Raw genomic sequence first — 24,385 nt, 5'->3', positions numbered from 1 at the left:
TACCCTTGAGGATTAAAAGGATAAAAATGTAAATTTTTCAATATGGCCACATTAAAAGAACGGTTTAAAGCTAGAGCCGATGAGCAATCCGCGGAAATAAAAGACATTTTAAAGAAACACGGAAATAAGAAAATAGGCGAGGTGGTGCTTAGCCAGATATACCAGGGAATGAGGGGCATAACAGGGTTGGTTACAGAAACTTCATTACTGGATGCAAAAGAGGGGATACGTTTCAGGGGGTATTCCATTCCTGAATTACAGAAAAAATTGCCTAAAGCACCTGGGGGAACAGAACCCTTGCCCGAAGGTTTGTTTTACCTGATGCTGATAGGGGAGTTACCAACAGAACAGGATGTGCTGGATGTAACCAATTCCTGGCAGCGTCGTTCTCATGTACCCAATTATGTGTTTGATGCTATTGAAGCGGTGCCCAAGTCATCTCACCCCATGACGCAATTTGTAGTAGCTATTATGGCACTTCAAAATGAAAGCATTTTTGCGAAAAAGTATGCCGAAGGGATGAATAAAAAGGACTATTGGGATGCGACATTTGATGATGCCATGACGCTGATAGCACGGTTACCCCGTGTGGCCGCCTATATATATCGTCGTAAGTATAAAGATGAAAAACATATTCAGCCGGATGGCTTGCTGGATTGGTCTGGAAATTTTGCCCATATGCTGGGCTTTGAAGATGAAAGTTTTAAAGAGCTGATGCGCCTGTACATGACAATACACGCAGACCATGAAGGAGGAAATGTATCAGCACATACTACACACCTGGTAGGTTCAGCGCTCAGTGATCCTTATTTAAGCTTGGCGGCGGGTATGAACGGGCTTGCAGGGCCTTTACATGGTTTGGCAAACCAGGAAGTGATCAAATGGATTTTTGAGATGCGGGAAGAGCTTGCTGTAAAACTGCCAACCAAAGAGCAAATAAAAAAGTACGTAAAGAAAACTTTGGGAGAAGGTAAAGTGGTTCCCGGCTACGGGCATGCCGTGCTGCGCAAAACAGACCCACGGTTTACTGCACAAATGGAGTTCAGTAAAAAGCACATGGCAGATGATCCGCTTGTAAATACAGTATGGAGAATATACGAGGTAGTGCCTGATATACTTAAGGAGTTAGGAAAAGTAAAAAACCCCTGGCCGAATGTAGATGCACATAGTGGCGCTTTACTGGTGCATTACGGAATGGTGGAGTATGAGTTTTATACGGTGTTGTTTGGCGTAAGCCGTGCTTTAGGTGTGCTTGCCAGCTTATGTTGGGACAGGGCGCTGGGACTTGCGCTTGAACGTCCGAAGTCTGTTACCACAGCATCTGTTAAAGAATGGCTTGAAGACAAAGGGGAAATCTGGGGAGATTAATCAATTGTTTCAGATATTATATTTTAAACCAGGTAAAAACCTGGTTTTTTCTTTTTGGTGAAAGTATGTCAGGGCTCTATATTTGCACTCCTGATTTGGGGAACTAGCTCAGTTGGCTAGAGCGCTTGCATGGCATGCAAGAGGTCAGGGGTTCGACTCCCCTGTTCTCCACCAAGGTAAGGTTATCAAATTATTTGGTAACCTTTTTTAATTTCAGCTAATATATAAACTATGCCTTAGAAGCTGTTTAAAATTAGTTTTTTAATAATCCTTGATATATTTCCTGCCACGAATTCCGGTGTTCGCAGTAGCGGAACAGGATTTGCTACACAAAGAGCCACAAAGCATGCACAAAGTTACATAGAGCGTTTTATTATGCTTTGTGGCCCTTTGTGTAGCGTTCGCGCTCCTCTGTGAAATAACCAGGTTGTTACACAGGAATTATTCGTGATAATGAGTGTGATTCGTGGCTAAAAGTGTGCGCAATCATAACAGAGAAATGCAGATCAAAAAAATGAAGAGCTGGAAATATATTGAAGATTTGGCTAATGCTGTTAGATAGGATGCTATGAATCAGCAATTCATCTCCTTTACCCAACACGCCGCCTTAATAAACCGGTCATAATAGTATTTGCAAAGCACTTCTTTGTAGTGATATTTAAGAAAGAAGAAGTCGATATCAATAAGCTTATCGGCCTCTACATTGCCTGCCCGTTTAAAAAAATAATACATCAGATTCAGCAACATCCGCTGGTAAAAACTACTTCGCGGAGTAATATAAAAATCAGTAAATAACCATTTGCCTTTATTGCTGAGCAAAGCATTGAGCTTATCAAAATTTTCAGTTGCGGTTTTTTTAGTAAAGTTGTCAAACAAAAATGCGGTAATGATTATATCAAAAGCAGAAGCGGTATGATATTCTTCTATATAACAATTCAAAAATTCAACTTTGTTTTCAGCTATATTTTTTTCTTTGGCTAGCTTCAGCATCTTTGCTGACACTTCTATATACACAATGTGTAAGCCCGAAGTATAAAGCTTTGAAATTTCTTCCAGTATCCATCCTGAACCGCCACCCACAATCAGTATCCTGTTTCCCGGAGAAATAAAAGGCAAAAGACAAATTTGCGATTGCCTGATGCTGCTTCCAAAAACCAACCTGCTTAACCGGTCGTAACAAAAAGCAATTTTATCGTAATTATTTTTTCCCGGCATCTTCTATTATTGAAATATAATTCCACAAATACCGCACACGGCTTTTATCAAGAGCAACCCATCAATAACAATGAGGTAGTATAATATGGATTTTCTTTGCTGCAGGGAAAGCGATACATATAATAAGCATGCAAAAGGAATTAAATTGAATATGATCCTGGGCAAGCTGAAGTGATTTTGTACTGCAAATATCAAAAACGATATTACCCCGATAGAAAGCAATGGTATAAGTATAACAAATATGGTTTTCCGGAGACCAAATCTTACCACGAATGTTTTTAATTGTTTGTTTGAATCATCGGCATAATCTTTAATATCGAACATAATAGCGTTTACCGTACAAAACATCCAGTTTTTAATGAACAGCCAAAGCATAAGTGTGGAGTTTAGCTGAACGCTTCCTTCCATTTTAGCCATCATAGCGGGCAAAAAACATATCCACCCTGCCCATACATAACCTATTACAAATGGTTTGATCCATCCTGTATCACGCAGGTTCCTGTTTAGAATTGATCTTGGTAATAATCCATAATATAATATGCCTGTTAAAGGAATGCTTACCAGGATGATCCAGTCATAAATATTAAAAAAATGCAGCCGGTTAAAATTTTCAACACCTAAAACACAGAGCGAAATAGCAATAATTACAATAAACAGGATTTGAGTGCTGACAACATAGCGTGCATGTGTTTTATACCATGCTGTTCTTGGGTTGGTGGCACTGGCTGCCGGGGGCAGGATATATGCCCAGGTATAATACAATACAGTAGCAAAAAAAAGGAAAGTATAAAAAGCTGGTGAACTTAAAGGTAATTGTAATTGCACACATGTTTCAATTGCAAGCATTACAGCAAGCAACCCCACAAAATAGTTGGCAAAAAATACAAACTGTACCGCTTTATTGATCACCCTTTTTTACAATAATTTGCCTGCAAACATAACAGGTTATTTTCTTTTTTGGGGAAGAAGGCATTACGTGCCTTACAATTAAATTCATATAGCGACGGTGTTCAGAAGATGTGTTGCAAGCGGTAATAAGGGATTAAAATGGCCGTCGGCAGGCACACAGGCAAAAAGGATTTTTGTTACGGGTTTATTTAATTCGCTCTTTTGTAAAAGAGTGCTTAAAGTGTTCGTGCTTATTGTATGTGTTGTATTCATTGCTATGCTGTTTAAAAATGATGCTGCAAATTTGAAACATGTATAAGCAGTGAACTATAACCAGACTGTGTAAGAACTATACCCAAACCAGGTGATTGCTATCTTTTAACCCCTTTTGTATTAATGTCAACGGACATATGCATGCGGAGAATTTTGTGCATTATCTTTACTCATTATTTATAAAAGCATTCAGGAACCAAATAAGAGGCTGTGAAGAAGATACCTACTCATAAGAATAAATCGCTGAAGGATCTGAAAGGAGAGCAGTGGCGGGAGATTCCGTATACAGAAGGCTACTATGTTGTTTCAAACCTGGGGCGTGTAAAAGCCCTGGAAAGGATTGTATATTACCGGACAGCGCCCAATGGGCGCAGGCTGAAAGAAAGAATAGTCTCGCAAGCTGTTTCAAAAATTAAAAATCGTTATGTAGGAGATTACACTTACGGGCCTGCAGTTAAACTTTTTGTGGACGGGGTGATACTAAATGTCAGGGTAGGGCGGCTTGTATACGAGATGTTTGTGCTTCCAAAAACAGGTAAAAGAATGGATGGTTTGCTTGTATTTCCCCTGGATGGCAACGGACTTAACTGCCGAGCGGATAACCTGGGACTTTGCACCCGGTCTGAACTGCGGATCCGGGGATTGAAAAATAACCGTTACCTGCCACCGGTTGAGTTATTACCCAAAGCGTTCTTTGTAAAAAATGCCATTGCAGCAGGGCGCGGCAGAAGGAAAAAGGTAAACAAATATACACCTGATGGCAGATTGGTCGCTTCCTATCTCAGTATCACGACCGCCGCCAAAAAAAACAAGATCAGCATTGGATGTGTGGCGCTTTGCGCACAAAAAAAAATTAAATCACTGAAAGGTTTTATATATCGCTACGCGGACGAAGGTTATGCAGGAGAACTGGCAAGCCAGATAGGAAAGGAGAAGAAAATTATTCAATACAGCCCCGGAGGTAAAAAGCTGGCAGAATATAAAAGCATTAATGAAGCTGCCAGGCTGCTAAATATTTTTGCAACTGAGATCTCCGGAACGGCAAAAAAGAGAACCATGCAGGCAGGCGGTTTTGTATGGAGATTTGCCGGCGACAGGTACAGGGGAGAATATAAGGATCAGCTCAGGAAAAGGAAGTTCGCTCAATATTCCACCGATGGAAGAAAGCTTGGGGTTTACGATAGTATTTCTTTTGCCGCAAGTCAAACTGACGGCACTTACGAAAATATACGGAGGGCTTTACAGAAACAGACCAAATCAAGCAACGGGTATATTTGGAAATGGCTGTCTTAGAAATGAACAGGAAAAGCAGGCTTTGGCAACTTCCTGTCTGGCTACAAATATCTCTCCCAAATAAAAATACATAGCATATTCTTTATCCTACCGTGCATTCCATATTTCCCAGCTTGCTTCAGCCTGGTTAACAAGCATATCAAAGCCATTTTGAATAGCTGCACCTCTTTCTTCTCCTTTTTGCAGGAAAATGGTCCTGGGAGGATTGTATACAAGGTCAAAAAGAAAATGCCTTTCTGTTATAGCTTCATATGGAATTTGAGGATAGGCATCATCTTTTGGAAAAGTGCCAACAGGGGAAGCATTTACAATGAGATAGGTTTTGCTTACCAGTTCATTGGTTAATGACCCATAGGTAATAACATTATCTCCGGTGCTTCTGCTTACTAACGAACAGGTGATGCCCAATTTTTTCAAAACGTATTCAACCGCCTTTGCTGCGCCACCGGTTCCCAGGATAAGGGCGCTGCTGTGGTGCGGTTGTAGCTTTTGCCTCAACGATTGCTCAAAACCAATAGCGTCTGTGTTATTGCCGTAAAGTTTTCCGTCTTTTATTTTAACAGAGTTACAGGCATTGATCGCTTTTACTTCCGGCGACATTTCGCTAAGGTACAGAAGCACTTTTTCTTTATAAGGGATGGTTACACATAAGCCTTCAAGCGAAGGATGCCGCTCAATAATAGCAGGCAGCAGGGATATATTTTCTATGGCGAAATTTTCAAACCTGCAATCCAGCGATTGCCGCTCAAATTTTTCCGTGAAATATTTTTTGGAGAAAGAATGCCCCAGCGGATAACCGATCAGCCCATATAACTTCATTCTACGTCGTCTTTATTTAAAAACAAATGAAAGGTGTCTCCCCTTAAGCCAATACGCATTGCTTCAAGCGCTATCATTTCAGTTGGAGCAATATTGCCGAGATTCGCGTTACAGCCAAGCAATTCAATAAAATATAACTGTTGTGCTTTTTGCGGCGCCTCCCATATTATTTTTTCTTCCGGTATCTGTGTCAGAATTTCCTGCACCAGGCCTTCGCGTACCTCTCCTGTACCCCTGTATATGCCCACGTTACCCGCCTCCCTTGCTTCAGCTATTACATATTCTGAACCGGCATTAAGTTCAGATTTCATAAGCTCTATCCACTTATAAGGCGGAATAATATGCTCGGCATCTTTACTGCCTACTTCACTTAATACAACTCCGTGCTTTGTGAGTTTTTCAATATACCCGCATTTTTCAGCATGAGGAATAGTAATGGAGCCATCACTCACCTCCATATAGCTAATATTATAATCTTTGCAAACGTTTATATAATCCTGGAATTGATTTCTTATCAGGAATGCTTCAAACAAAGTGCCGCCAAAATATACAGGCAAATCGTAAGATTGGTAAAGCTCTATTTTTTCTCTAAGCCGGGGAGTAACAAATGAAGTACCAAAACCTAGTTTTACAATGTCAACATACGGATAGGAGATACTTAAAAAATTTTTTGCCTCTTCAATGCTTAAGCCCTTATCCATCACCATTGTTATACCTGAGTTTCTTGGTTTGGTTTTTCGTTCAGGTATCTGACTGAGATTGAAATTCATCAATATCCAATGTTTTAAGAATCAGCAAAAATAAGGAAGATTAGGTTTAGGTGAGTAATCCCCGGGCGCATTCCGGATTTTCACATCATTATTTTCTTTGCTCCCAACCCGTGGAGAGGGCGCAAAGGAGCAGGGGTATAGCCGTAATTTCCTCTGCCAGTGATTATTTTTTCATGTCAGATTGATCTTCTTTTCTTGTAATAGGCTATTATATCAACAACCTGTTGATTTTGAAGGATGGTTGGATTTAGCTCAATGAACTTTTTTAAGGTTTTGGGAGAAGCTTCCATTGCCTGCTGAAGCAAAAGCAAAGCTTCTTTACTTTTAGCCATTCCAAAAAGCACGGCACTTTTATAAAATAGAAATATAGGCTTATCTCCCGCAATATTCTGAGCAGCAGCAATTTGTTCCATTGCCTCATCAAAATAATCTTCTTTATACAAGCATCTTATTAATGCCTCCCACCCGCTGATGCTGCGTGGGCGCACCTTTACCACGTTTGAAAAATATGTTATGGCATCCCTTATATTTCCAAGTTCCAGCAGGCACTCACCCATGGCGAGATTATACTCCGGCTGCATACGATGTATACGCATTGCAGATTCAAGGTATTGAACCGCTTTGTTCAGCGACATTTCATTGATATAAGTACAGGCTATTTTATAATACAGTTTACTGTCATCGCTGTTCAGGTGCGATGCTTTTTTATAATAAAATCTTGCCTGCGCATAATTTTTTAACCGGTCGTAACAATGCCCTATAGCTTCGTAAATCACATCTTCCGGTCTCGCTAATTCAATCACCTTTTCCAATGATTCTATGGCATCCCTGTATTTTCTCAGCCGGATATACGCATCTGCAATATTGCGGTATGCATAATCAAATTTTTCATTGATCACCAGTGCGTATTTGTAAGCATCAATCGCTTTCTCAAATAATTTTAAACCCTGGTATGCAGCGCCCAGGTTAAACCAGGCCAGCTCATTGTATGGAAAATCATCTAATATTTTCTGATGCAGCTTTATACTTTCCTCGCTGCGCCCGGTAAAATCAGTCCAGAAGCATATCTTATACAATGCTTCCTCATTGTTGGGCTCATTGTGAAGTATATGAACAAGACAATCAAATACTTTATCAAATTCCTCATAATCATCATATACATCCGCCAACTCAAAAAGGAGATTAATCCTCTCTTCCCCTTCAAACATATCAATGGCGGTTTCCAGCAGTTCTACAGCTTTTTCCTGCTCATCAAGCGCCAGGAAAATATCGGTTTTGAGTATATAAATATCTATATCAGAATTGTCAAAAATTTCGGCCTTTTCAAGCATTTCCAATGCCTCGGTATATCTCCTGGTTGCAATAAGCAGATCTGCCTTTTTAACCATTAAAGAGGAGGAATATGGAAATTGTTCTATGCCCAGTTCTACCGCTTCAATGGCACTGGCAACATCATCTTTGTCGTCAAAATGGTCAATTATCTTTTCAAAAGCTTCTTCTTCCAGGAATGAGTGATTTTTGCCTGAGCGGAGATTTTCAAATTGCTTTAATAAATCTCTCATCTCATTTTTGTCGTTTCGATAAGGATTTTCTTGCATATGAACGTAAGTTAATGAAATTTAAGCCTTTATTTTATAAAAACAAACTTTTGCATGTTTTTTGATTCAATTGTTAAGGTGCTGCAAAAATTATGATGAATGGTATTGCAAATAGTTAAAATAAATTGCTATTTTTGTTAAGTAAATGAAAATTGGAAATTTTATAAAAACATTGTCTGTTAAACATGCGCTGATAGCGATTACAGTCTTCGCTGTTGGTCAGTATGTATTTGCTGTTACCGGTAAGCGTTCCAGCGCTGGTGATGATAAAACCAAGAGTACAGAAAATGTTAGTTTTTCCAACTTAAAATCAAAGGTTACTTTTTCTTTAAAAGATAGCTATACTATTCCTTCCAGGAACAATACCCCGGTAGGTTATAAATCAACCCAACAGTTAAAATCTCAAAGTAATATTGTTTCTTTTAAGAAAGGAAATGTTACCTACGTGTTGCCTTATAAAACACAATCCGGTGTTAAGCTTCCCGGTTTTATTAAGACTGCTCCAACTCAAGCAAATCCCCGGTAATATTTTTTGATTATTGTGCTCCTTTCAACGTTTTGCTTTCAGCATAAGTAAGTTGCCTGTATCCAGATGTAGGAACCGCGAACTTCTGCATAGGGATGGGGTCGAAGGCGATTTTGGATGCTGTGTATTTTACTTTAAGATTGCCTAAAGATGACTCATATTCAAGCGGCAGGCCTGGCAGGTTCTTAAATTGAAAATCGTAATCTTTATTTTCAGTCACCAGCTCCTTTGTAAAAAAAACGGTGAAAGTAGTTCCATCCTTAAGTTTTGCACTGGCTTTTTGACACTTATACCCGGCAATCTCCTTTGTTTCATTCTCCATAGTAAAAACAATACCTGAATATTTGCTGTTAATATCTGTCCAGTCTTCTTTAGACATTTTGATCAGCAGTTTCTGGTTCCCATACTCTTTAAGCACAGCGCCTGAATTATTTCTTGCATCAAGTATAGTGATGGTAGAACCAAGCGGGCTAACCATTTCTGTACGGCTCTGGCCACCTTTTAAATAGATGGTAGTTTTAGCGCCGTCAAACATATCTGCCAGTTGAGGCTCTTTGCTTCCGGTTTGAATAGTGATATCATAAACAATTGTGCCTTCAGAAAGTATTTTTTGCGCTTTAAGAGGATTAACAAACGATAAAACGAAGGCAATAACTGCTATGTATCTACAATGCATTGATCAAGCTTTAGGTTTAAAGATAGTAAAATGCGGTGTGTAGTTGTATGACCCTTGTTAAAAAAGCTGTTGCCGGGTAAACAATAGTTTGATTTTGATAAAAGTAAAACGACAGAGATCACTATATCTTATCTCTGTCGTTTCATTTATAATAATCGCTTTAATGATTATTTACCCTGTTGTTTATTTTTTGTTTGCTGCAATTTTTTTTGCGTTTCCTGCATTTGCTCTAACCGTTCCTGCCATTTACTTTTTGTCTTCGGCTTCTTTTTATTGAGCTCTAATTGTGCAAGAATTTTATCGTGGTTGATGATGAAATTCTGTATAACATATTGCAGCGCCAGTGTAATAAGGTTAGAAACCGTATAATACCAGGTTAAAGCTGATGGTAAACTATTAAAAATACCTAACAACATGATGGGGAATATATATGGCATATATTTCATCATGGGGTTATCCTGGGTTGGTGTTTGCGACATTCCATAAATAGAAATAAGTAAGCTGGTACCTGTAGCCAGTAAAGTAAATAAGCTTATATGATTACCGTAAAAGGGAATATTGAAACCAAAGGTCAATATTGAATCATATGAAGAAAGATCCGTTGCCCACCAAAAACTTTCACCTCTTAATGCTATTGCAGAATTAAAGAAGCTGTACAGCGAGAAGAATATAGGTATCTGCAATAATGCAGGCATACATCCTCCCAAAGGATTTACTCCCGCGCTCCTGAACACCTTCATTTGCTCCATTGCGTATCCCTGCTGATCATCCTTGAACTTTGCTTTTAAAATATCAAGTTCGGGACGTAACGCCTTCATTTTGGCGCCGCTTAAATAGCTCTTATATAACAGGGGAGAAGTGAGCACACGAATGAAAATGGTAAGTAAAGCAATTACCAATCCATAGCTGCCCGCAAACTTTTTAATAAAGTCAAACACAGGCATTACCAGCCATTTGTTGATGTACTTTACAAAAGCATAAGGACCCTGTCCAAGATTGATCACCTCCTGCATTCCGAGATCGTAGCTCTTTAATATTTTATAATCATTAGGACCATAATATATCTGCAAAGGAATAGTAGCGGTATTGCCTGCCGGAACAACAATTTTTAAATTAGAAGTAGCGGCCGTGATTATTCCTGTGGTGTCATGATTTTCCGTGCAGGTTATAGAGCCTGAATTGAAATTATTTTTAGCGATGATGGTAGTATTAAAAAATTTCTGTTTAACACTCAGCCATTTCAATGGAGCTTCAAATTGATGATCATAACTTCTGCCAAGTGTAAAATAATCGTAGTCATCTTTAATCCAAAAGCCAATCTGCGTTTCTCTTTTTTCGGTTACAATGTCTTTTTCGTGTTGTATAACCTCGTTTTGCCAAAGCAGGTTCAGGTTATTCTGGGTAAGTAATGCGCCGGGTTCAGTAAACTCAATATTCCAGTCAACCATATAGTTGCCCGGATGTAAAGTAAACTGGTGGGTTATTCCTTTTCCTGTGGAATCTTTTAAGATATAAGCAATTGACTGTCCGCCGTCTGCTGTTTTTAAAATTTCGCCCTGGGCAAAATACAAGTCGCCGGTTTGAATGGAGCGATTGGCTTCTGTATTAATAGGGTAAGATATTTTATCAAAGCCGGGTTCAACAAGCTTAACATCCTGGCTGTCTACCGATTTGTATTTTTTTAATTCAACGATCTTTGGTTGAGCTCCCTTATTGGTAAAAGTTATTTTAACAAGATCGTTTTCTAAAATGGTTTCTTTCTCACTGCCCGATACAGCAGTTTGAAACTGACCCGCGGCATTTAATTTATCCTGGTTCTGCCTGTTTATTGAATCTGTACGGACAAGATTACTATCTACCTTAGGTTGAAGTGCAGCCAGGGAATCCTGGATATGCTTTCTTTCCTTTTCAGCCTCCAGTTGACCGGTACGGGTAAAATAGAAAAAGCCTAAGAACATCAATGCCAGCAAAACAAAGCCAATGATCGCGTTTTTATCAAACTGCATATTACCTTAAAATTTGAGTGGGCAAAGGTAATGTGTTTGGCTAAACTTTGGGGCGATAAGTGCAATTGTTTCAGGAAACGGGGAAATAGCTATCAGTTGTCAGCTATCAGCCGTCAGTAATCAGCCTTGAGTTATGAATGTTTGCTGCCGATAGCTAAAAGCTGATAGCTGACGGCTGATAGCTTTCTATATCATTTCACCCTGCAATAATGGCTTCTTTTTCGCATTTTTTGTTTCATTAAATTCCTTTGAAGCCTTAATAAAGCTTACAAACAGCGGATGCGGGTTTTCGACCGTGCTCTTTAATTCAGGGTGATATTGAACGCCAATAAAGTAAGGGTGGTTCTTTAGCTCTACTATCTCAACAAGCCCGCTTTCAGGATTTTTACCGCTTGCTATCATACCATGTTCTTCAAAAGCTTCCAGGTAAGCATTATTAAATTCCCAGCGGTGGCGGTGCCGCTCGCTGATATCCGGCTTTTGGTAAATCTGGTAAGCCAGGGTGTCTTCTTTTAACTCACAGGGGTAAGCGCCCAAACGCATGGTACCACCTTTAGCTGTAATTTTCTTTTGCTCCTCCATCAGGTCAATTACAGGATTCGGGGTATTTACATCCATTTCAGTAGAGTGTGCATTTTTTAAATTAAGCACATTCCGGGCAAACTCAATAACTGACATCTGCATGCCAAGACAAATACCAAAGAAAGGCAGGTTATTCTCACGGGCATATTTAACCGCTAAAATTTTTCCCTCAATGCCTCTTAAACCAAAACCCGGTGCTACCAGTAAACCATCCAGTGTACTGAGCTTTTCTTCCACATTTTCAGCGCTGATAAATTCGCTGTGAATATTAACCACATTTACGCTGCATTCATTTACGGCACCTGCATGCACAAACGCTTCGAGTATGGATTTATAAGCATCCTGCAATTCTATATACTTGCCTATCAATCCTATATTGATCTTATTTTTTGGGTATTTGAGTTTATCAAGAAACTCCTTCCACTTACTTAATTCAGGTTCATTAAACTGTTGTATGTCCAGTTTTTTAAGGCATATTTTGTCCAGTTTTTCCCGCATCATCATCAGCGGAACTTCATAGATAGTGGAAGCATCAGCGGATTCGATTACAGCATCGGGTTTTACATTACAGAACAATGCGATTTTCCTGCGGATCTCAGGTGAAAGCGGTCGTTCTGTTCTGCATACAATGATGTCAGGATTAACACCCTCCTGGCTTAGTAATTTAACACTGTGCTGGGTTGGCTTTGTTTTAAGCTCTTTTGCCGCTTTTAAATAAGGAATAAGAGTGAGATGAACAACCAGGCAATCTTCATCAGGTAGTTCCCATTGAAGCTGGCGAACCGCTTCAATAAAAGGAAGGCTTTCTATATCGCCCACAGTTCCTCCTAATTCAGTAATAACAATATCATAACCTTCATTGCCAAGAAGCAACATTCTTCTTTTTATTTCATCGGTAATATGCGGAATAACCTGTACGGTTTTACCTAAATAGGCTCCTTCTCTTTCCTTATTAATTACGGTTTGATAAATACGCCCAGTGGTAACATTATTGGCCTGCGATGTGAAAATGTTTAAGAAACGCTCATAATGACCAAGGTCAAGATCTGTTTCAGCGCCATCTTCTGTTACATAACACTCTCCATGTTCATATGGGTTAAGGGTACCAGGGTCAACATTGATATAGGGGTCAAATTTTTGAATGGTTACTTTTAAGCCACGGGCCTGCAGCAGCTTAGCAAGCGAAGCAGAGATAATACCTTTACCTAAAGAAGATGTTACGCCACCGGTAACAAAAATGTACTTGGCCATGACTTAAATATTAATGTTATACCTAAAAAAAATAATATCCCAACTATTGAGATATGCTGTTGAAACCTGACCTGTTACATTGGAAGATACATCCAGAGAGGTCGTGCAAACTTACGGTTTTTTATTCCGGCACAAAAAACTATCCGCAGCTAATGTGGAAAAATAAATAAATGGTATTACCTGATAAAAGAAAACGCAATGATTATCAGCGGGAAATCAGTTATTCTTTGGTGAATTTTATTGTCGGCAGGGCATTGATATAAGTTACGTGGCAGGTGTACTGCCCGGGTCTTAGCCGGGATAGGTCATTGTCTGAAGAAACAAAAGGATCCTGCAAACCGCGGACATAAATTTTACATTGGGGAGTGACAATTTCAGGACTACCGGCAGTTCTGTAACCGGTTGTAAAACCTGCAGGTAATGATTCAAAGGTTATTTCTGCATCCGCACCGCCTGAAATATGTATCTGCTCAATTTGTAGAGGAGTGGCATTTTGCACTCTTATTTGTATAGTATCAGCGGCTTCTTTTTTACAGGAAAACAGAAGACAGCAGCATGCAAACAGCGTGAGGCAGATCCTTTTCATAAAACGGATATTAGGTACTTTGAGGGAATTACCAGATACAAACGGAGCGGCTTACAGGAATATTGCTGTTTTTTATCATTTTGTAACTGCAATAAAAAAGGTTCCGAACCTTTGGGGGTTCGGAACCTGAATATGATGGAGTATGTTACTTATTAAATATCCTAAACGATCTTTTCTACCTGCATATAGTTCAGTTCAACAGGCGTAGCGCGTCCAAATATTTTTACGTTTACTTTTAATTTCTTCTTCTCATCATTCACTTCTTCAATAACGCCGTTAAAGTCGTTAAAAGGTCCGTCAATAATTTTGATGGTTTCACCCACTATAAAAGGTTCGCTCATGGTTACGCCGGCATCGCTCATTTCATCTACCTTACCCAGCATTTTGTTTACCTCAGCTTTGCGGAGCGCAATAGGATTATCTTTTCCAAGGAAATGAATAACACTATTGGTGTTTTTTATAGTGGTAATGATATCGTCGTTCAGTTTGCCCGGCTCAACTTCAATCATAACATAACCAGGATAGAAGTTACGCTCACGCATTACTTTTTTCCCGTTCTGTACCTTGTATACTTTTTCAACCGGCAGAAAAACCTGTTTTACCACTTTGCCCCAATCACTGCGGGATACCTCTTTATCAAGGTATTCTTTCACTTTTCTTTCTTTGCCGCTCACTACACGCAGCACATACCATTTGGTTTCTTCGGCATTTACTACTTCTTCCATTATGATTTAAATAAAGAGTAAATAAATTTTAACAGTGAATTGCTGGCAAAGTCCATCACCCAAATCAAGCCGGTTATAAGCAATGTAGCTACCAGCACAATCATGGTAGATTGCTGGAGCTCACGCCAACTTGGCCAACTCACTTTTTCTAAAAGCTCGCGGTATGAATCTTTAATATACGCGCTTATTTTATTCATAACTCAATTTTTCAAAGCACGGGCACAAGGATTCGAACCCTGATCAAAGGTTTTGGAGACCCGTATGCTACCGTTGCACCATGCCCGTGTAAAAAGAGTGCCTTTATACCTCCCGCAAGGAGAAGTTTAGGGACTCTGATATTGTTAAAGAACTTATTCTAAAAACAAAGTACCCAAGCTAACCGCCTAAGGTACTTTGCAAAAGTATTAAAGCTTTTCCAAAGTCCTCCCTTCGGGAGGATTAGGTGGGCTTTTTATTTGATAATTTCAGTAACCTGACCAGCACCTACTGTACGACCGCCTTCGCGAATCGCGAATTTCAAACCTTTTTCCATTGCGATAGGCTGGATAAGGGTTACAGAAAGTGATGTATTATCGCCAGGCATAACCATTTCAGTTCCAGCAGGTAAAGTTACTTCACCTGTTACGTCAGTTGTACGGAAATAGAACTGAGGACGGTATTTGTTGAAGAATGGCGTGTGACGTCCACCTTCATCTTTGCTTAGTACGTAAACTTCACCTTTAAATTCAGTGTGCGGAGTAATAGAACCTGGTTTACAGATTACCATACCACGACGGATCTGTGTTTTTTCAATACCGCGCAATAATAAACCAGCGTTATCACCAGCTTCACCTTCGTCCAGCAATTTGCGGAACATTTCCACACCTGTTACAGTAGAAGGAAGCGGTTTTTCCATCAAACCTACGATTTCAACACCTTCACCTACTTTAACACGACCTCTTTCAATACGGCCGGTAGCAACTGTACCACGACCAGTGATAGAGAATACGTCTTCCACACTCATCAGGAATGGTAAATCAACCGGACGGGGAGGAAGAGGAATATAATCATCAACTGCGTTCATTAATTCAGTGATTGCACCAACCCATTTAGCATCGCCTGCAAGAGCACCTGTAGCAGAACCTTTAATAATAGGCGTATTATCACCATCAAATCCGTTCTTGGTTAACAATTCGCGGATTTCCATTTCAACCAGTTCCAGTAACTCAGGATCATCAACAAGGTCAACCTTGTTCATGAATACCACCATACGAGGTACACCTACCTGGCGGGCAAGAAGGATGTGCTCTCTTGTTTGAGGCATAGGACCGTCAGTAGCGGCAACCACCAGGATTGCGCCGTCCATCTGAGCAGCACCTGTAATCATATTTTTTACATAGTCAGCGTGACCAGGGCAATCTACGTGAGCATAGTGCCTGTTAGCTGTCTGATATTCTACGTGAGCTGTGTTAATAGTGATACCCCTTTCTTTTTCTTCAGGAGCACCATCAATTTCGTCATACTTTTTAGCCTGCGCCAATCCCTGTTTAGAAAGGATTTCGGTAATAGCTGCGGTAAGAGTAGTTTTACCATGGTCAACGTGACCGATAGTACCAACATTTACGTGGGGTTTATCCCTCTTGAAGGTCTCTTTTGACATCGTTTATCTGTTTTATTGAGGTTTAAAATTTAGTTGCTCCCCGAACGCATTTTATTACAGGTTGCAGACTGTTTATTAAAAAAAATATTTAATCATTCATTTCCTGAGCCGTTAGTGAGAATCGAACTCACGACCTCTTCCCTACCAAGGAAGTGCTCTACCACTGAGCTACAACGGCATTCTCAGTTTAAGAGTTCAGAGTTTGTAGTTTCCAGTTGGCTAACTTTTAAACTGCAAACTGTAAACGCCAAACTTTAAAGAGCGGGAGACGAGGCTCGAACTCGCCACCTATAGCTTGGAAGGCTATCGCTCTACCAAATGAGCTACTCCCGCTTGTTAATTTGAAATTTTAAATTTCAAATTTGAGATTAATCCGTGGGCAAGGATGGATTCGAACCACCGAACTCCGAAGAGGACAGATTTACAGTCTGTTGCCGTTGGCCACTTGGCTACTTGCCCCTAAAAAATCAAATTGTCAAAAATTATATCCAATATTTAAGCCTGAGCCACTTGTCGGAATCGAACCAACGACCTACTGATTACAAATCAGTTGCTCTACCAGCTGAGCTAAAGTGGCATTTTTTGACTGAAACTCAATGCTGTAAAGAACTTTCAAATAAAAATATTTGACCCCTTATTTTTTGGGAAGGCAAAGGTAATGGAATTATTGAAATGCAAAAATTTATAAAAAAGAAATTTTTACAAATGATAGAGAAGGAATGGAGCGAAAATGGGGTAAAAAACAAAAAGACCCCGTTTGGGGTCTCTTTGTTATGCGGCCTGCATCTGTTTATTTTTTTTTCTTTTTATCTGTTCTATGATAGAATCTAAAGCGTTGTCAAATGATTCTTCAAAAGATTTTGAACATTCCTTGGAGAAAAATGCGTAGCGGGGAATGTTCACTTTTATCTCCGCTATTTTATCTTTAATCTGGTGCGCTACATTGTCAAGTTTCAGGTATACATCTATTGTTGTGATCCTGTCGTGAAAATTGTTTAGCTTCTCAATTTTTTTGTTTACATGCTCAATTAAAGTTGATGCTGCGTCAAAATGCACAGTTTGAATGTTTACATTCATGATAGACCTTTTTTAAATGCTGTGAACAATAAAAATAATATCTAAAGAACTTCTGAAACTACCTGTTTCATTAGCCTCAAATTAAGCTTTTATGCACAAGTTTTCAAATAAATTTTATTGTTTTAACATGCATTTTTTTCACCTATGCTTTGGGGTGAGCTTTCCTGTAAACATCCTTCAGGCGCTCAATTGTATTATGGGTATATACCTGTGTAGCCGCCAGGCTGGAGTGCCCTAAAAGCTCTTTTACGGCGTTTATGTCTGCGCCTTCGTTGGTTAGGTGGGTGGCAAAAGTATGGCGCAGCACATGGGGACTCTTTTTCTTTTGAGTGGTTACCAGCGAAAGATATTTTTTTACTACCAGGTAAACATACTTGGGATATAGTTTTTTTCCCTTAGCATTTATTAATAAAAAAATATGATCTGCTTCAGGTAATGAAGATTTAAGTTGCAGGTAATCCGCAAGTGCCTGTGATATATCATTCCCTATAGGAATAATGCGTTCCCTATTTCCTTTGCCCAGCACTTTTAAAGTCTTCTGCCCAAGGTCTACCTGGCTTTCTTTTAAATTTACCAGCTCACTAAGGCGCATGCCGGTAGCGTAAAGCAGGGCTAGTATCAGCCGCTGTGTTTGTCCTTCAAAGCCTTCGCTGAACTCAACATGTTTAAAAAGCGTATCCGTTTCCTTCTGTTCCACATAGCTTGGCAGGCGCTTGCTTATTTTAGGTGATACTATTGTACCCATCGGTGTAGATTCTAAACCGCCTGTTTTGAGCTGCTGTTTAAAAAAAGCTTTAAGGGTGGATATTTTCCTGTTTACGGTTTTGGCGCTCCTTTTATCCTTCATCATATTCGCAAGCCAGGATTTTATATAGGTTGACTGAATTTCAATGATTGGGGGAGAATCCCGTTCCTGTTCCAGGTAAGTGAAAAACTGTTCTAAATCCTTTTCATATGCAATAACCGTATGCTGCGAAAACCGTTTTTCGAATTTTATATAATCGATAAAAGACTGGAGATAAATATGATATATAGAATCTGGCGACATAAAAAAAGGTAGCTGTAAAGTTATGACACTTCACAGCTACCTTCAGGTTTATTTGCAAGTTTATTAACCGGGGTTACTTAACCTCGATCTTTCCACTATGGATGTTCTGCTTGTAGATTGCTTTCAGCACTTCACCACGGCGTTTAACCGAAGGTTTTGTAAAAGACTGGCGGCCTCTTAACTGCAATAAAATTTTCGCTTTCTCAAATTTTTTCTTGTATTTTTTGAGTGCCTTGTCTATATTTTCGCAATCTTTTGAATCAATAATCAACATAATTAATATACCCCCTTTACGGTTTTAAGGAGCGCAAAGATAGTAATCACGGCCGAAAAAGCAAATCTTCATACAAAAAAATCATTGCCTGTTAGTAATTTGCAGCATGTTCACAGGAATAATTGAGACAATCGGCACTATAATTTCCATTGAAAATAAGGGCACTAACAGGATTTTCCAGGTACAGTCTGCCATCAGCGCTGAGCTGAAACCGGACCAAAGCGTATCTCATAATGGCATATGCCTTACAGTAGAAAAGGTGCAGGGCGATATTCACCAGGTTACCGCCATTCATGAAACCCTGGTAAAAACCAACCTGGGCAACTGGAAAACCGGCGACCTGGTAAACCTGGAAAGATGCCTTACCCCAAACGGGCGGCTGGATGGGCATTTTGTGCAGGGGCATGTTGATACAACCGCTACCTGCATTGAAAAAACAGCACTTGAAGGCAGTTGGCAGTTCCGGTTTGAATTTGCAGGAAAATTTGCCAGACTGGTGGTTGAAAAAGGCTCAATAGCGGTGAATGGCATCAGCCTTACCATTTTTGATGTAACCCAACAGCAATTTTCGGTAGCGATTATTCCCTACACATTTGAACATACCAATATGCACCGGCTTAACACAGGCGACAGTGTGAACCTGGAATTTGATATGGTGGGAAAATATGTAGTGAGAGGAATGGAACTGTCTGCAAAGGGTTTTGAAAACAATTGAGTGCCTGTATTCCGGCAATATTATATGCTCAGTTCTTTTTTCTTCCTATATATTGCAGAAAGGTTTATACAGCACCTATAATATTAACCTGGTACTAACAGATGCTCATGCTATCTTGCAAAAAGTAGTTATACCTGTATAGTACATTCATAAAATGTTTGATAAGGCATGAAAAGAATAGCATTTTTTTTATCATTGGTAACACTGGTTCATTTTGCTGATGCACAGGATAAAGTGCAGGAAGCACTACAAACACTAAGCGAAAAATATCCGCAGGAAAAAATATATATACTCTACAGCAAGGATAAATATGTTGCCGGTGATAATATCTGGTTTAAAACATTTGTTTTTGACGGGTATAATCACTCCTCTATCTCCACCAGTATGTATGTGGAGCTGTATAGCAGCAAAAAAGCATTAATCAGCAGAAAACTGGTTCCGTTGTTTGGTGGAGAGGGACAAAGCAGTTTTTCTCTTGCTGATTCCCTGCCTGAAGGTTCTTATTATGTAAGAGCTTATACTAACTGGATGCTGAACTTTAGTGAAGATTTTTATTATAAACATACATTGCAGGTGTATAATCCTGCTTCACCCCAAAAACTTGTTGCAGATTCAACAGCGGAGTGGACTGCAGCAGCATTTCCGGAAGGAGGGAACTTTATTGCAGGAGCGGCTACCAGGGTTGCCGTTCGCATGCAGTCGGCAGGCGTAATGCCGGATGCGTGGAGCGGGTATTTAACAGAAGCTTCCAAGCCTGCTGAAAAATTGGTTTCTTTTAAAGCGATTGATAAGAATGTGGGTGTATTCAATATTATACCTGAGCCCGGGAAAAAATACCAGGTAACTGTAGAAGATAAAAAAGGAAAGAAGCAAACTATAGCATTGCCGCAGGTAGCTGAATCAGGCATTAACCTGCAGGTGAACAGCACGCCTGATGCAATCTTCTATTCCATCCAGTTTAAAAATCTCACATTCCACCCAAAGGGATATAAGATCATAGGCACAATGAACAATGCTTTTGTATACAAAGCAACCATTGTAAAAAATGTTCCTGAAATAAGCAGCTCCATTCCCACAGATAAATTAATTAACGGGGTGCTTCACCTCTCGGTATTTGATGGTGATGATAAACTTTTGGCCGAAAGGCTTTGCTTTGTGCTGCCGCAGCAGTTAACCGTAGGCAGACCTGCATTTCCTAAATTATATTTAAACAAGCAGCCGCGCGGAGCTAATTCCATTGATATTATTCCTGATACTAATTATACACATTACGCTGTATTAATAGCAGACGGCAGTGTGAAAGATATACTGAGCGAAGAAAATATTTTGAGCACGATGTGGCTTACCGGTGATTTTACTACTGCGATTGACGCACCTGCGCAATATTTAGGTGTGGATGCCAACACAGCAGGGCTTGACGCTTTACTCATATCTGAAAAATGGAAAAGATTCAAATGGGATGATCTGCTTGCAGGAAAATTTCCGGAAATAAAATATTTACCCGAGCCATATATTTCTTACAAAGGAACAGTGTACGGAAATGGTGGTATTATAGCCAACCAGAGTGTAAACCTGATTTTTTATTTTAAAGATTCTACGAACCAGTTTACCCAGGCTACTACTGATTCAAAAGGCGTATTTGAGCTAAAGAACATGATATATGAGGAACCGGTAAAAGTATATTACCAGGTTAACGGGAAGAGTACTTTCAGAGATGTATCTATAACTTTTGAACCATTATTCCGCTCCATTGATTTTAAAGGGTCGTTACCTGTGAGTGGTTTTAAGCTGGTGAAGCGCCCTGCCAAAGACCCGGTTCCTGATGACATAGCGAGGGCGATGGCTACAAGGGCTAATCAAAAATCTGCTGACGAACAATTTAAAACCCTGCAGGAAGTAAAAATTGTAGCACAGAAAAAAAGTAAATCGCAGGAACTGAATGATAAGTTGAGCTCAGGCATGTTTAAAAGCATGAATGAAAATGTATTTGACCTGGTAAATGAAAACCAGGACGCCCAAAGTGCGCAAAACATTTTGCAATGGTTGCAGGGCCGCGTAGCCGGCTTGCAGATACAAATGCAGAACGGAAACTATGTGCCTATGATAAGAGGTAGCCAGGTTGGTTTATATCTTGACGAAATGCAGGTAGATGCTTCTGCCATTAATAGTTTGCCCGTAAGCAATATTGCGATGGTTAAGGTGATTAAAGGCGCATTTTTAGGGGGTATCGGCGGTGGCGGCGGTGGCGCGGTAGCTATATATACCCGCCGCGGAGATACACAGCCTGCCAATGCGCAGAAAACACCTTCATTAAGCAACAGTACATTGCTTGGATTTGATAAATCTGCGCCTTTTACATCGCCTGATTATAAGGACAACTCAATCAAAATAGCCGATAAGGATAAAAGAGATGTACTGTATTGGAACCCGTTTCTGGAGGTAGAAAGAGGAAAGCCTGTTACTATCCGTTTCTTCAATAATGATGATGCGAAAAATTTGCGTGTAGTGATCATTGGCTTTACAAAGGATGATGATATTCCGCTGTTTTATGATGATAAGTTTGGGTTGCAGTAAAATTTTCTGTTTTTCGCTATTGAATGCTCGTAAGAATACTAATATGCGGCTCAGTAATATTCAAGAATTTTACTGATGCTATGATAGTTTTCCTATGTGTGTGTATATATATATATACACAGAATATAGAACGTTATATGCTGGGTTTTCGGAACGAGTAAAATGAGATAATAATATGAATTAGTTTCATATATACTATAATAAACGTTTGATGCGGACATCTCTGACTTTTATCATAACAGTGTTGCTCGCTTTGACTTCTTTTGGACAATCTACCAAAAAGGTAATGAAGAAAATGGGGCAAGATCCAGTTATATTCATAGATAGTATTGAGGTAGAAATGAGTATTTTATGGGCACTTAACCCAGTTGATATTTCAAACATTAGTATTGTAAAGCCAAAGAAAGCTAAAAAGCTTTTCGGGAATAGAGGTATAGATGGAGCTGTTTATGTAACGACCAAAAAAGCAGCAAAAGTTGCTTATTGGAATTTTTTTAGAGAAAAATCAGAAAATTACAAGAAATTAATAGAAGTGCCGGAAGCTGATACTATAGTTCAATATGTATTAAATGGAGAATCTCTATCTGATAGTTCCGCACCGGGCAGCTTATTCCTTATTACAGACAAAAATTTCGAAAGTATATCGATTATTGACAATAAGGAAAATTTTTTAAATGGCAATATCCCTCAACGTTATATAGTTGCTATTAACGCAAAAAGACCGAAAGGACTTTTAAAACCATCAAAAGAGAAATAGTTGCAATATACAATCTATCATCCTCGCCGGAGGCGAAAAGACAGCTGTGCGTAGCGAAGACGCCACGCACAGCGGAAGTCAGAGTTGATTTTGATATTCGTACAATATTTTGTACATTTTTACGTACATAAATAAAGCATAATGCAAGCAGTATCCATAACTCAGTTAAGAAACAATATCAAAAAATACCTGGATGATGTTTCTAAATCCTCAGATGTTATCGTGGTTTCCAGAGCAGCAGAGGAAGAAGCTGTTGTGATATTATCAATGAAGGAATATAACTCACTTTGCGAAAGAGGGCATCTCCTGTCAACCTAAGCCAATAGACAAAGATTACAAGACTCAATCAAACAATTGAAGGCAGGAAAGACCCGTAAATTCAAATTATAAAATCGCTGCTATGAATTTTGAGTTTACGGAGATTGGCTGGGAAGACTTTCAATACTGGATAGAAACGGATAGCTCAATTGTTGAAAAAATTAAAGACTTACTGAACAAAATTAAAAGAACTCCTTTTCAAGGAACGGGAAAACCTGAGCCACTCAGGTATGATTTGAAAGGTTACTGGTCGAGACGAATTACCGGCGAACACAGGATTGTATATAAAGTTGAAGGCAAAAAAGGCGCAGATCAGAAATGCTACGTTGTTCAATGCCGCTTTCACTATGATCACTAATCAATCTTCACCCTCGGATCCACAATACTATACAATACATCAGCCAGTATATTGATGATAACAAATAGCGTGGCTGTGATAAGGACACTGCCCATCACCACGGGAAAGTCGAGCTTGTCAAGCGCATCAACGGTTATTTTACCAATACCTCTCCAACCAAAAATATATTCCACAAAAAAAGCGCCGGCAAGCAGTTCTGCAAACCAGCCAGTAACCGCAGTTAATACAGGATTTAATGCATTGCGAAACGCATGTTTGAATATTACTGTTGATTTGCTTAATCCCTTGGCATAAGCGGTTCTTATATAATCCTGGTTCAGCACATCCAGCATGGCGCTTCGTGTAAGCTGCGTTATAATAGCTAACGGGCGTATACCTAATGTGAGCGCAGGCAGTATAAGATTTTTCAGCGAGAGGTATTTTTCTCCGGTATAATCATCGTATTCGTAATAGCTGCCGGTAAGATTTAAACCGGTATACTCACCTAATATAACCGCAAAGAAATAGGCGATAAGAATACCGATAAAAAATGATGGCGCTGATATACCCAGCACGCTTGTAAAAACAGCAGAAGTATCCCACCATGTATTTTGTTTTACCGCTGCCAGTACACCTAAGGCAATGCCGAGAATAGTAGCAAACAACATGGCAGCCGTAGCAAGCAACATAGTACCGGGCAACGCTTCAGAAAGAATACTAAGCACATCTTTTTTTGTTTGATAAGAATGCCGGAGGTATGGAAGCTTGATCGCGAATTTAGTTTCTCCGCCAATAAAAATGCCTTTCAATTGTTTTTGCGCTATTTCCTCTTTTGAATGAATGCTTACCGGAGAAATATCTTTTACATAGTATACAAACTGCTTCCATTTGGGCTGATCGAGATAAAGTTCTTTGCGGATATTCTGGATGGTTGTGCTGTCGCCGGTTTGACCAAGCACCAGCCTTGCAGGATCACCAAAACCCTGGAACAGGAAAAAGACAATGCATACTACTCCTGCCAGTACCAGTAAAGCATAGATTATTTTTTGCAGGATATAGCGTATCAAGTG

The 24,385-nt window shown here is 39.6% G+C and carries 24 protein-coding genes and 6 tRNA genes; 9 read left to right on the top strand and 21 right to left on the bottom strand.

The genetic code is table 11. The annotated features are described in order from the left end of the window. Positions 1 to 42: 42 nt before the first annotated feature. Together DC498_RS01965 and DC498_RS01960 are read left to right on the top strand one after the other, a co-directional pair. Positions 43 to 1,368 carry a citrate (Si)-synthase, eukaryotic gene (locus tag DC498_RS01965; protein ID WP_116872424.1) on the top strand — a complete coding sequence of 442 codons (1,326 nt, stop codon included), beginning with the start codon at positions 43 to 45 and terminating at the stop codon, positions 1,366 to 1,368. A 97-nt stretch (positions 1,369 to 1,465) separates the two neighbouring features. Then, a tRNA-Ala gene (locus DC498_RS01960) sits at positions 1,466 to 1,542 on the top strand. A gap of 399 nt (positions 1,543 to 1,941) precedes the next feature. Here DC498_RS01960 and DC498_RS01955 read toward each other — a convergent pair. Both DC498_RS01955 and DC498_RS01950 read right to left on the bottom strand, forming a co-directional pair. Beyond that, the gene (locus DC498_RS01955) at positions 1,942 to 2,583 is read right to left on the bottom strand and encodes a class I SAM-dependent methyltransferase (RefSeq protein WP_116872423.1); all 642 of its coding nucleotides are present in this window, start codon (positions 2,581 to 2,583) and stop codon (positions 1,942 to 1,944) included. Positions 2,584 to 2,589: 6 nt separating this feature from the next. After that, on the bottom strand, positions 2,590 to 3,492 hold the full coding sequence (locus DC498_RS01950) for a UbiA family prenyltransferase (RefSeq protein WP_116872422.1): 903 nt from the start codon (positions 3,490 to 3,492) through the stop codon (positions 2,590 to 2,592). A gap of 462 nt (positions 3,493 to 3,954) precedes the next feature. Here DC498_RS01950 and DC498_RS01945 point away from each other — a divergent pair, with 462 nt between their 5' ends. Next, positions 3,955 to 5,037 carry an NUMOD4 domain-containing protein gene (locus DC498_RS01945; RefSeq protein WP_116872421.1) on the top strand — a complete coding sequence of 361 codons (1,083 nt, stop codon included), beginning with the start codon at positions 3,955 to 3,957 and terminating at the stop codon, positions 5,035 to 5,037. A gap of 87 nt (positions 5,038 to 5,124) precedes the next feature. Here the strand turns inward: DC498_RS01945 and DC498_RS01940 are convergent, their stop codons facing one another. The 3 genes from DC498_RS01940 to DC498_RS01930 form a co-directional block, all read right to left on the bottom strand. Continuing rightward, positions 5,125 to 5,856, bottom strand: coding sequence for a shikimate dehydrogenase family protein (locus DC498_RS01940; RefSeq protein ID WP_116872420.1), 732 nt, complete (start codon positions 5,854 to 5,856; stop codon positions 5,125 to 5,127). Beyond that, positions 5,853 to 6,626 carry a phosphosulfolactate synthase gene (locus tag DC498_RS01935; protein WP_116872419.1) on the bottom strand — a complete coding sequence of 258 codons (774 nt, stop codon included), beginning with the start codon at positions 6,624 to 6,626 and terminating at the stop codon, positions 5,853 to 5,855. The genes DC498_RS01940 and DC498_RS01935 overlap by 4 nt, the downstream gene beginning before the upstream one ends. Before the next feature lie 176 nt (positions 6,627 to 6,802). Further along, the gene (locus DC498_RS01930) at positions 6,803 to 8,224 is read right to left on the bottom strand and encodes a tetratricopeptide repeat protein (RefSeq protein WP_116872418.1); all 1,422 of its coding nucleotides are present in this window, start codon (positions 8,222 to 8,224) and stop codon (positions 6,803 to 6,805) included. 145 nt (positions 8,225 to 8,369) lie between these two features. Here DC498_RS01930 and DC498_RS01925 point away from each other — a divergent pair, with 145 nt between their 5' ends. Further along, positions 8,370 to 8,750 carry a hypothetical protein gene (locus DC498_RS01925; RefSeq protein WP_116872417.1) on the top strand — a complete coding sequence of 127 codons (381 nt, stop codon included), beginning with the start codon at positions 8,370 to 8,372 and terminating at the stop codon, positions 8,748 to 8,750. Positions 8,751 to 8,760: 10 nt separating this feature from the next. Here DC498_RS01925 and DC498_RS01920 read toward each other — a convergent pair whose 3' ends face one another. The 15 genes from DC498_RS01920 to rpsU form a co-directional block, all read right to left on the bottom strand. Further along, positions 8,761 to 9,426 (bottom strand): hypothetical protein, encoded by a 666-nt coding sequence (locus tag DC498_RS01920; RefSeq protein WP_116872416.1) that lies wholly within the window; start codon positions 9,424 to 9,426, stop codon positions 8,761 to 8,763. Positions 9,427 to 9,593: 167 nt separating this feature from the next. Next, entirely contained in the window at positions 9,594 to 11,432 is a 1,839-nt protein-coding gene (gene yidC / locus DC498_RS01915) for a membrane protein insertase YidC (protein WP_116872415.1), read from the bottom strand. A gap of 186 nt (positions 11,433 to 11,618) precedes the next feature. After that, a complete protein-coding gene (locus tag DC498_RS01910) occupies positions 11,619 to 13,265 on the bottom strand; it encodes a CTP synthase (RefSeq protein WP_116872414.1) in 1,647 nt (548 codons plus the stop codon). 220 nt (positions 13,266 to 13,485) lie between these two features. Beyond that, the gene (locus DC498_RS01905) at positions 13,486 to 13,851 is read right to left on the bottom strand and encodes a hypothetical protein (RefSeq protein ID WP_133176734.1); all 366 of its coding nucleotides are present in this window, start codon (positions 13,849 to 13,851) and stop codon (positions 13,486 to 13,488) included. Between the two features lie 161 nt (positions 13,852 to 14,012). After that, entirely contained in the window at positions 14,013 to 14,576 is a 564-nt protein-coding gene (gene nusG, locus DC498_RS01895; RefSeq protein WP_116872411.1) for a transcription termination/antitermination protein NusG, read from the bottom strand. Then, positions 14,576 to 14,773: a preprotein translocase subunit SecE gene (secE, locus tag DC498_RS01890; RefSeq protein ID WP_116872410.1), complete on the bottom strand. Its 198-nt coding sequence runs from the start codon at positions 14,771 to 14,773 to the stop codon at positions 14,576 to 14,578. Before secE ends, nusG begins: the two co-directional genes overlap by 1 nt. A 17-nt stretch (positions 14,774 to 14,790) precedes the next feature. Further along, positions 14,791 to 14,861 (bottom strand) — tRNA-Trp (locus tag DC498_RS01885). 166 nt (positions 14,862 to 15,027) lie between these two features. Then, positions 15,028 to 16,215 carry an elongation factor Tu gene (gene tuf / locus DC498_RS01880; protein WP_116872409.1) on the bottom strand — a complete coding sequence of 396 codons (1,188 nt, stop codon included), beginning with the start codon at positions 16,213 to 16,215 and terminating at the stop codon, positions 15,028 to 15,030. A gap of 106 nt (positions 16,216 to 16,321) precedes the next feature. Then, positions 16,322 to 16,393, bottom strand: a tRNA-Thr gene (locus DC498_RS01875). Between the two features lie 82 nt (positions 16,394 to 16,475). Beyond that, positions 16,476 to 16,548, bottom strand: a tRNA-Gly gene (locus DC498_RS01870). 43 nt (positions 16,549 to 16,591) lie between these two features. After that, positions 16,592 to 16,674, bottom strand: a tRNA-Tyr gene (locus DC498_RS01865). Positions 16,675 to 16,719: 45 nt separating this feature from the next. Further along, a tRNA-Thr gene (locus DC498_RS01860) sits at positions 16,720 to 16,792 on the bottom strand. Positions 16,793 to 16,986: 194 nt separating this feature from the next. Beyond that, a complete protein-coding gene (hpf, locus tag DC498_RS01855; protein ID WP_116872408.1) occupies positions 16,987 to 17,292 on the bottom strand; it encodes a ribosome hibernation-promoting factor, HPF/YfiA family in 306 nt (101 codons plus the stop codon). A gap of 142 nt (positions 17,293 to 17,434) precedes the next feature. Beyond that, complete coding sequence (locus DC498_RS01850) at positions 17,435 to 18,340, bottom strand: tyrosine-type recombinase/integrase (protein WP_116872407.1); 906 nt, start codon at positions 18,338 to 18,340, stop codon at positions 17,435 to 17,437. 73 nt (positions 18,341 to 18,413) lie between these two features. Beyond that, complete coding sequence (gene rpsU / locus DC498_RS01845; protein WP_116872406.1) at positions 18,414 to 18,614, bottom strand: 30S ribosomal protein S21; 201 nt, start codon at positions 18,612 to 18,614, stop codon at positions 18,414 to 18,416. Positions 18,615 to 18,720: 106 nt separating this feature from the next. On the opposite strand from rpsU, the gene DC498_RS01840 reads away from it, so the two are divergent. From DC498_RS01840 to DC498_RS01820, 5 genes are all read left to right on the top strand, one after another. After that, positions 18,721 to 19,329, top strand: coding sequence for a riboflavin synthase (locus DC498_RS01840; protein ID WP_116872405.1), 609 nt, complete (start codon positions 18,721 to 18,723; stop codon positions 19,327 to 19,329). Between the two features lie 168 nt (positions 19,330 to 19,497). Continuing rightward, complete coding sequence (locus tag DC498_RS01835) at positions 19,498 to 21,903, top strand: TonB-dependent receptor plug domain-containing protein (RefSeq protein WP_116872404.1); 2,406 nt, start codon at positions 19,498 to 19,500, stop codon at positions 21,901 to 21,903. A gap of 211 nt (positions 21,904 to 22,114) precedes the next feature. After that, positions 22,115 to 22,660 carry a hypothetical protein gene (locus DC498_RS01830; protein WP_133176733.1) on the top strand — a complete coding sequence of 182 codons (546 nt, stop codon included), beginning with the start codon at positions 22,115 to 22,117 and terminating at the stop codon, positions 22,658 to 22,660. A 141-nt stretch (positions 22,661 to 22,801) separates the two neighbouring features. Continuing rightward, on the top strand, positions 22,802 to 22,978 hold the full coding sequence (locus DC498_RS01825; RefSeq protein ID WP_116872402.1) for a type II toxin-antitoxin system Phd/YefM family antitoxin: 177 nt from the start codon (positions 22,802 to 22,804) through the stop codon (positions 22,976 to 22,978). Positions 22,979 to 23,060: 82 nt separating this feature from the next. Next, complete coding sequence (locus DC498_RS01820) at positions 23,061 to 23,336, top strand: Txe/YoeB family addiction module toxin (protein ID WP_116872401.1); 276 nt, start codon at positions 23,061 to 23,063, stop codon at positions 23,334 to 23,336. On the opposite strand, the gene DC498_RS01815 is transcribed toward DC498_RS01820, so the two are convergent. Further along, positions 23,333 to 24,382 (bottom strand): ABC transporter permease, encoded by a 1,050-nt coding sequence (locus DC498_RS01815; RefSeq protein ID WP_116872400.1) that lies wholly within the window; start codon positions 24,380 to 24,382, stop codon positions 23,333 to 23,335. The two genes, DC498_RS01820 and DC498_RS01815, sit on opposite strands and share 4 nt — an antisense overlap. Positions 24,383 to 24,385: the final 3 nt, after the last annotated feature.

It is taken from the genome of Terrimonas sp. (assembly GCF_003075435.1).
Lineage (GTDB): Bacteria > Bacteroidota > Bacteroidia > Chitinophagales > Chitinophagaceae > Agriterribacter.
This window is presented reverse-complemented; position numbering and strand designations above follow the sequence as displayed.

Bases quoted from the DNA above. Each gene is read 5' to 3' on its own strand.
- DC498_RS01965 (WP_116872424.1), top strand. From the start codon at position 43: ATGGCCACATTAAAAGAACGGTTTAAAGCTAGAGCCGATGAGCAATCC.
- DC498_RS01955 (WP_116872423.1), bottom strand. From the start codon at position 2,583: ATGCCGGGAAAAAATAATTACGATAAAATTGCTTTTTGTTACGACCGG.
- DC498_RS01940 (WP_116872420.1), bottom strand. From the start codon at position 5,856: ATGAAGTTATATGGGCTGATCGGTTATCCGCTGGGGCATTCTTTCTCC.
- DC498_RS01935 (WP_116872419.1), bottom strand. From the start codon at position 6,626: ATGAATTTCAATCTCAGTCAGATACCTGAACGAAAAACCAAACCAAGA.
- DC498_RS01930 (WP_116872418.1), bottom strand. From the start codon at position 8,224: ATGCAAGAAAATCCTTATCGAAACGACAAAAATGAGATGAGAGATTTA.
- DC498_RS01925 (WP_116872417.1), top strand. From the start codon at position 8,370: ATGAAAATTGGAAATTTTATAAAAACATTGTCTGTTAAACATGCGCTG.
- DC498_RS01920 (WP_116872416.1), bottom strand. From the start codon at position 9,426: ATGCATTGTAGATACATAGCAGTTATTGCCTTCGTTTTATCGTTTGTT.
- yidC (WP_116872415.1), bottom strand. From the start codon at position 11,432: ATGCAGTTTGATAAAAACGCGATCATTGGCTTTGTTTTGCTGGCATTG.
- DC498_RS01910 (WP_116872414.1), bottom strand. From the start codon at position 13,265: ATGGCCAAGTACATTTTTGTTACCGGTGGCGTAACATCTTCTTTAGGT.
- DC498_RS01905 (WP_133176734.1), bottom strand. From the start codon at position 13,851: ATGAAAAGGATCTGCCTCACGCTGTTTGCATGCTGCTGTCTTCTGTTT.
- nusG (WP_116872411.1), bottom strand. From the start codon at position 14,576: ATGGAAGAAGTAGTAAATGCCGAAGAAACCAAATGGTATGTGCTGCGT.
- secE (WP_116872410.1), bottom strand. From the start codon at position 14,773: ATGAATAAAATAAGCGCGTATATTAAAGATTCATACCGCGAGCTTTTA.
- tuf (WP_116872409.1), bottom strand. From the start codon at position 16,215: ATGTCAAAAGAGACCTTCAAGAGGGATAAACCCCACGTAAATGTTGGT.
- hpf (WP_116872408.1), bottom strand. From the start codon at position 17,292: ATGAATGTAAACATTCAAACTGTGCATTTTGACGCAGCATCAACTTTA.
- DC498_RS01850 (WP_116872407.1), bottom strand. From the start codon at position 18,340: ATGTCGCCAGATTCTATATATCATATTTATCTCCAGTCTTTTATCGAT.
- rpsU (WP_116872406.1), bottom strand. From the start codon at position 18,614: ATGTTGATTATTGATTCAAAAGATTGCGAAAATATAGACAAGGCACTC.
- DC498_RS01840 (WP_116872405.1), top strand. From the start codon at position 18,721: ATGTTCACAGGAATAATTGAGACAATCGGCACTATAATTTCCATTGAA.
- DC498_RS01835 (WP_116872404.1), top strand. From the start codon at position 19,498: ATGAAAAGAATAGCATTTTTTTTATCATTGGTAACACTGGTTCATTTT.
- DC498_RS01830 (WP_133176733.1), top strand. From the start codon at position 22,115: ATGCGGACATCTCTGACTTTTATCATAACAGTGTTGCTCGCTTTGACT.
- DC498_RS01825 (WP_116872402.1), top strand. From the start codon at position 22,802: ATGCAAGCAGTATCCATAACTCAGTTAAGAAACAATATCAAAAAATAC.
- DC498_RS01820 (WP_116872401.1), top strand. From the start codon at position 23,061: ATGAATTTTGAGTTTACGGAGATTGGCTGGGAAGACTTTCAATACTGG.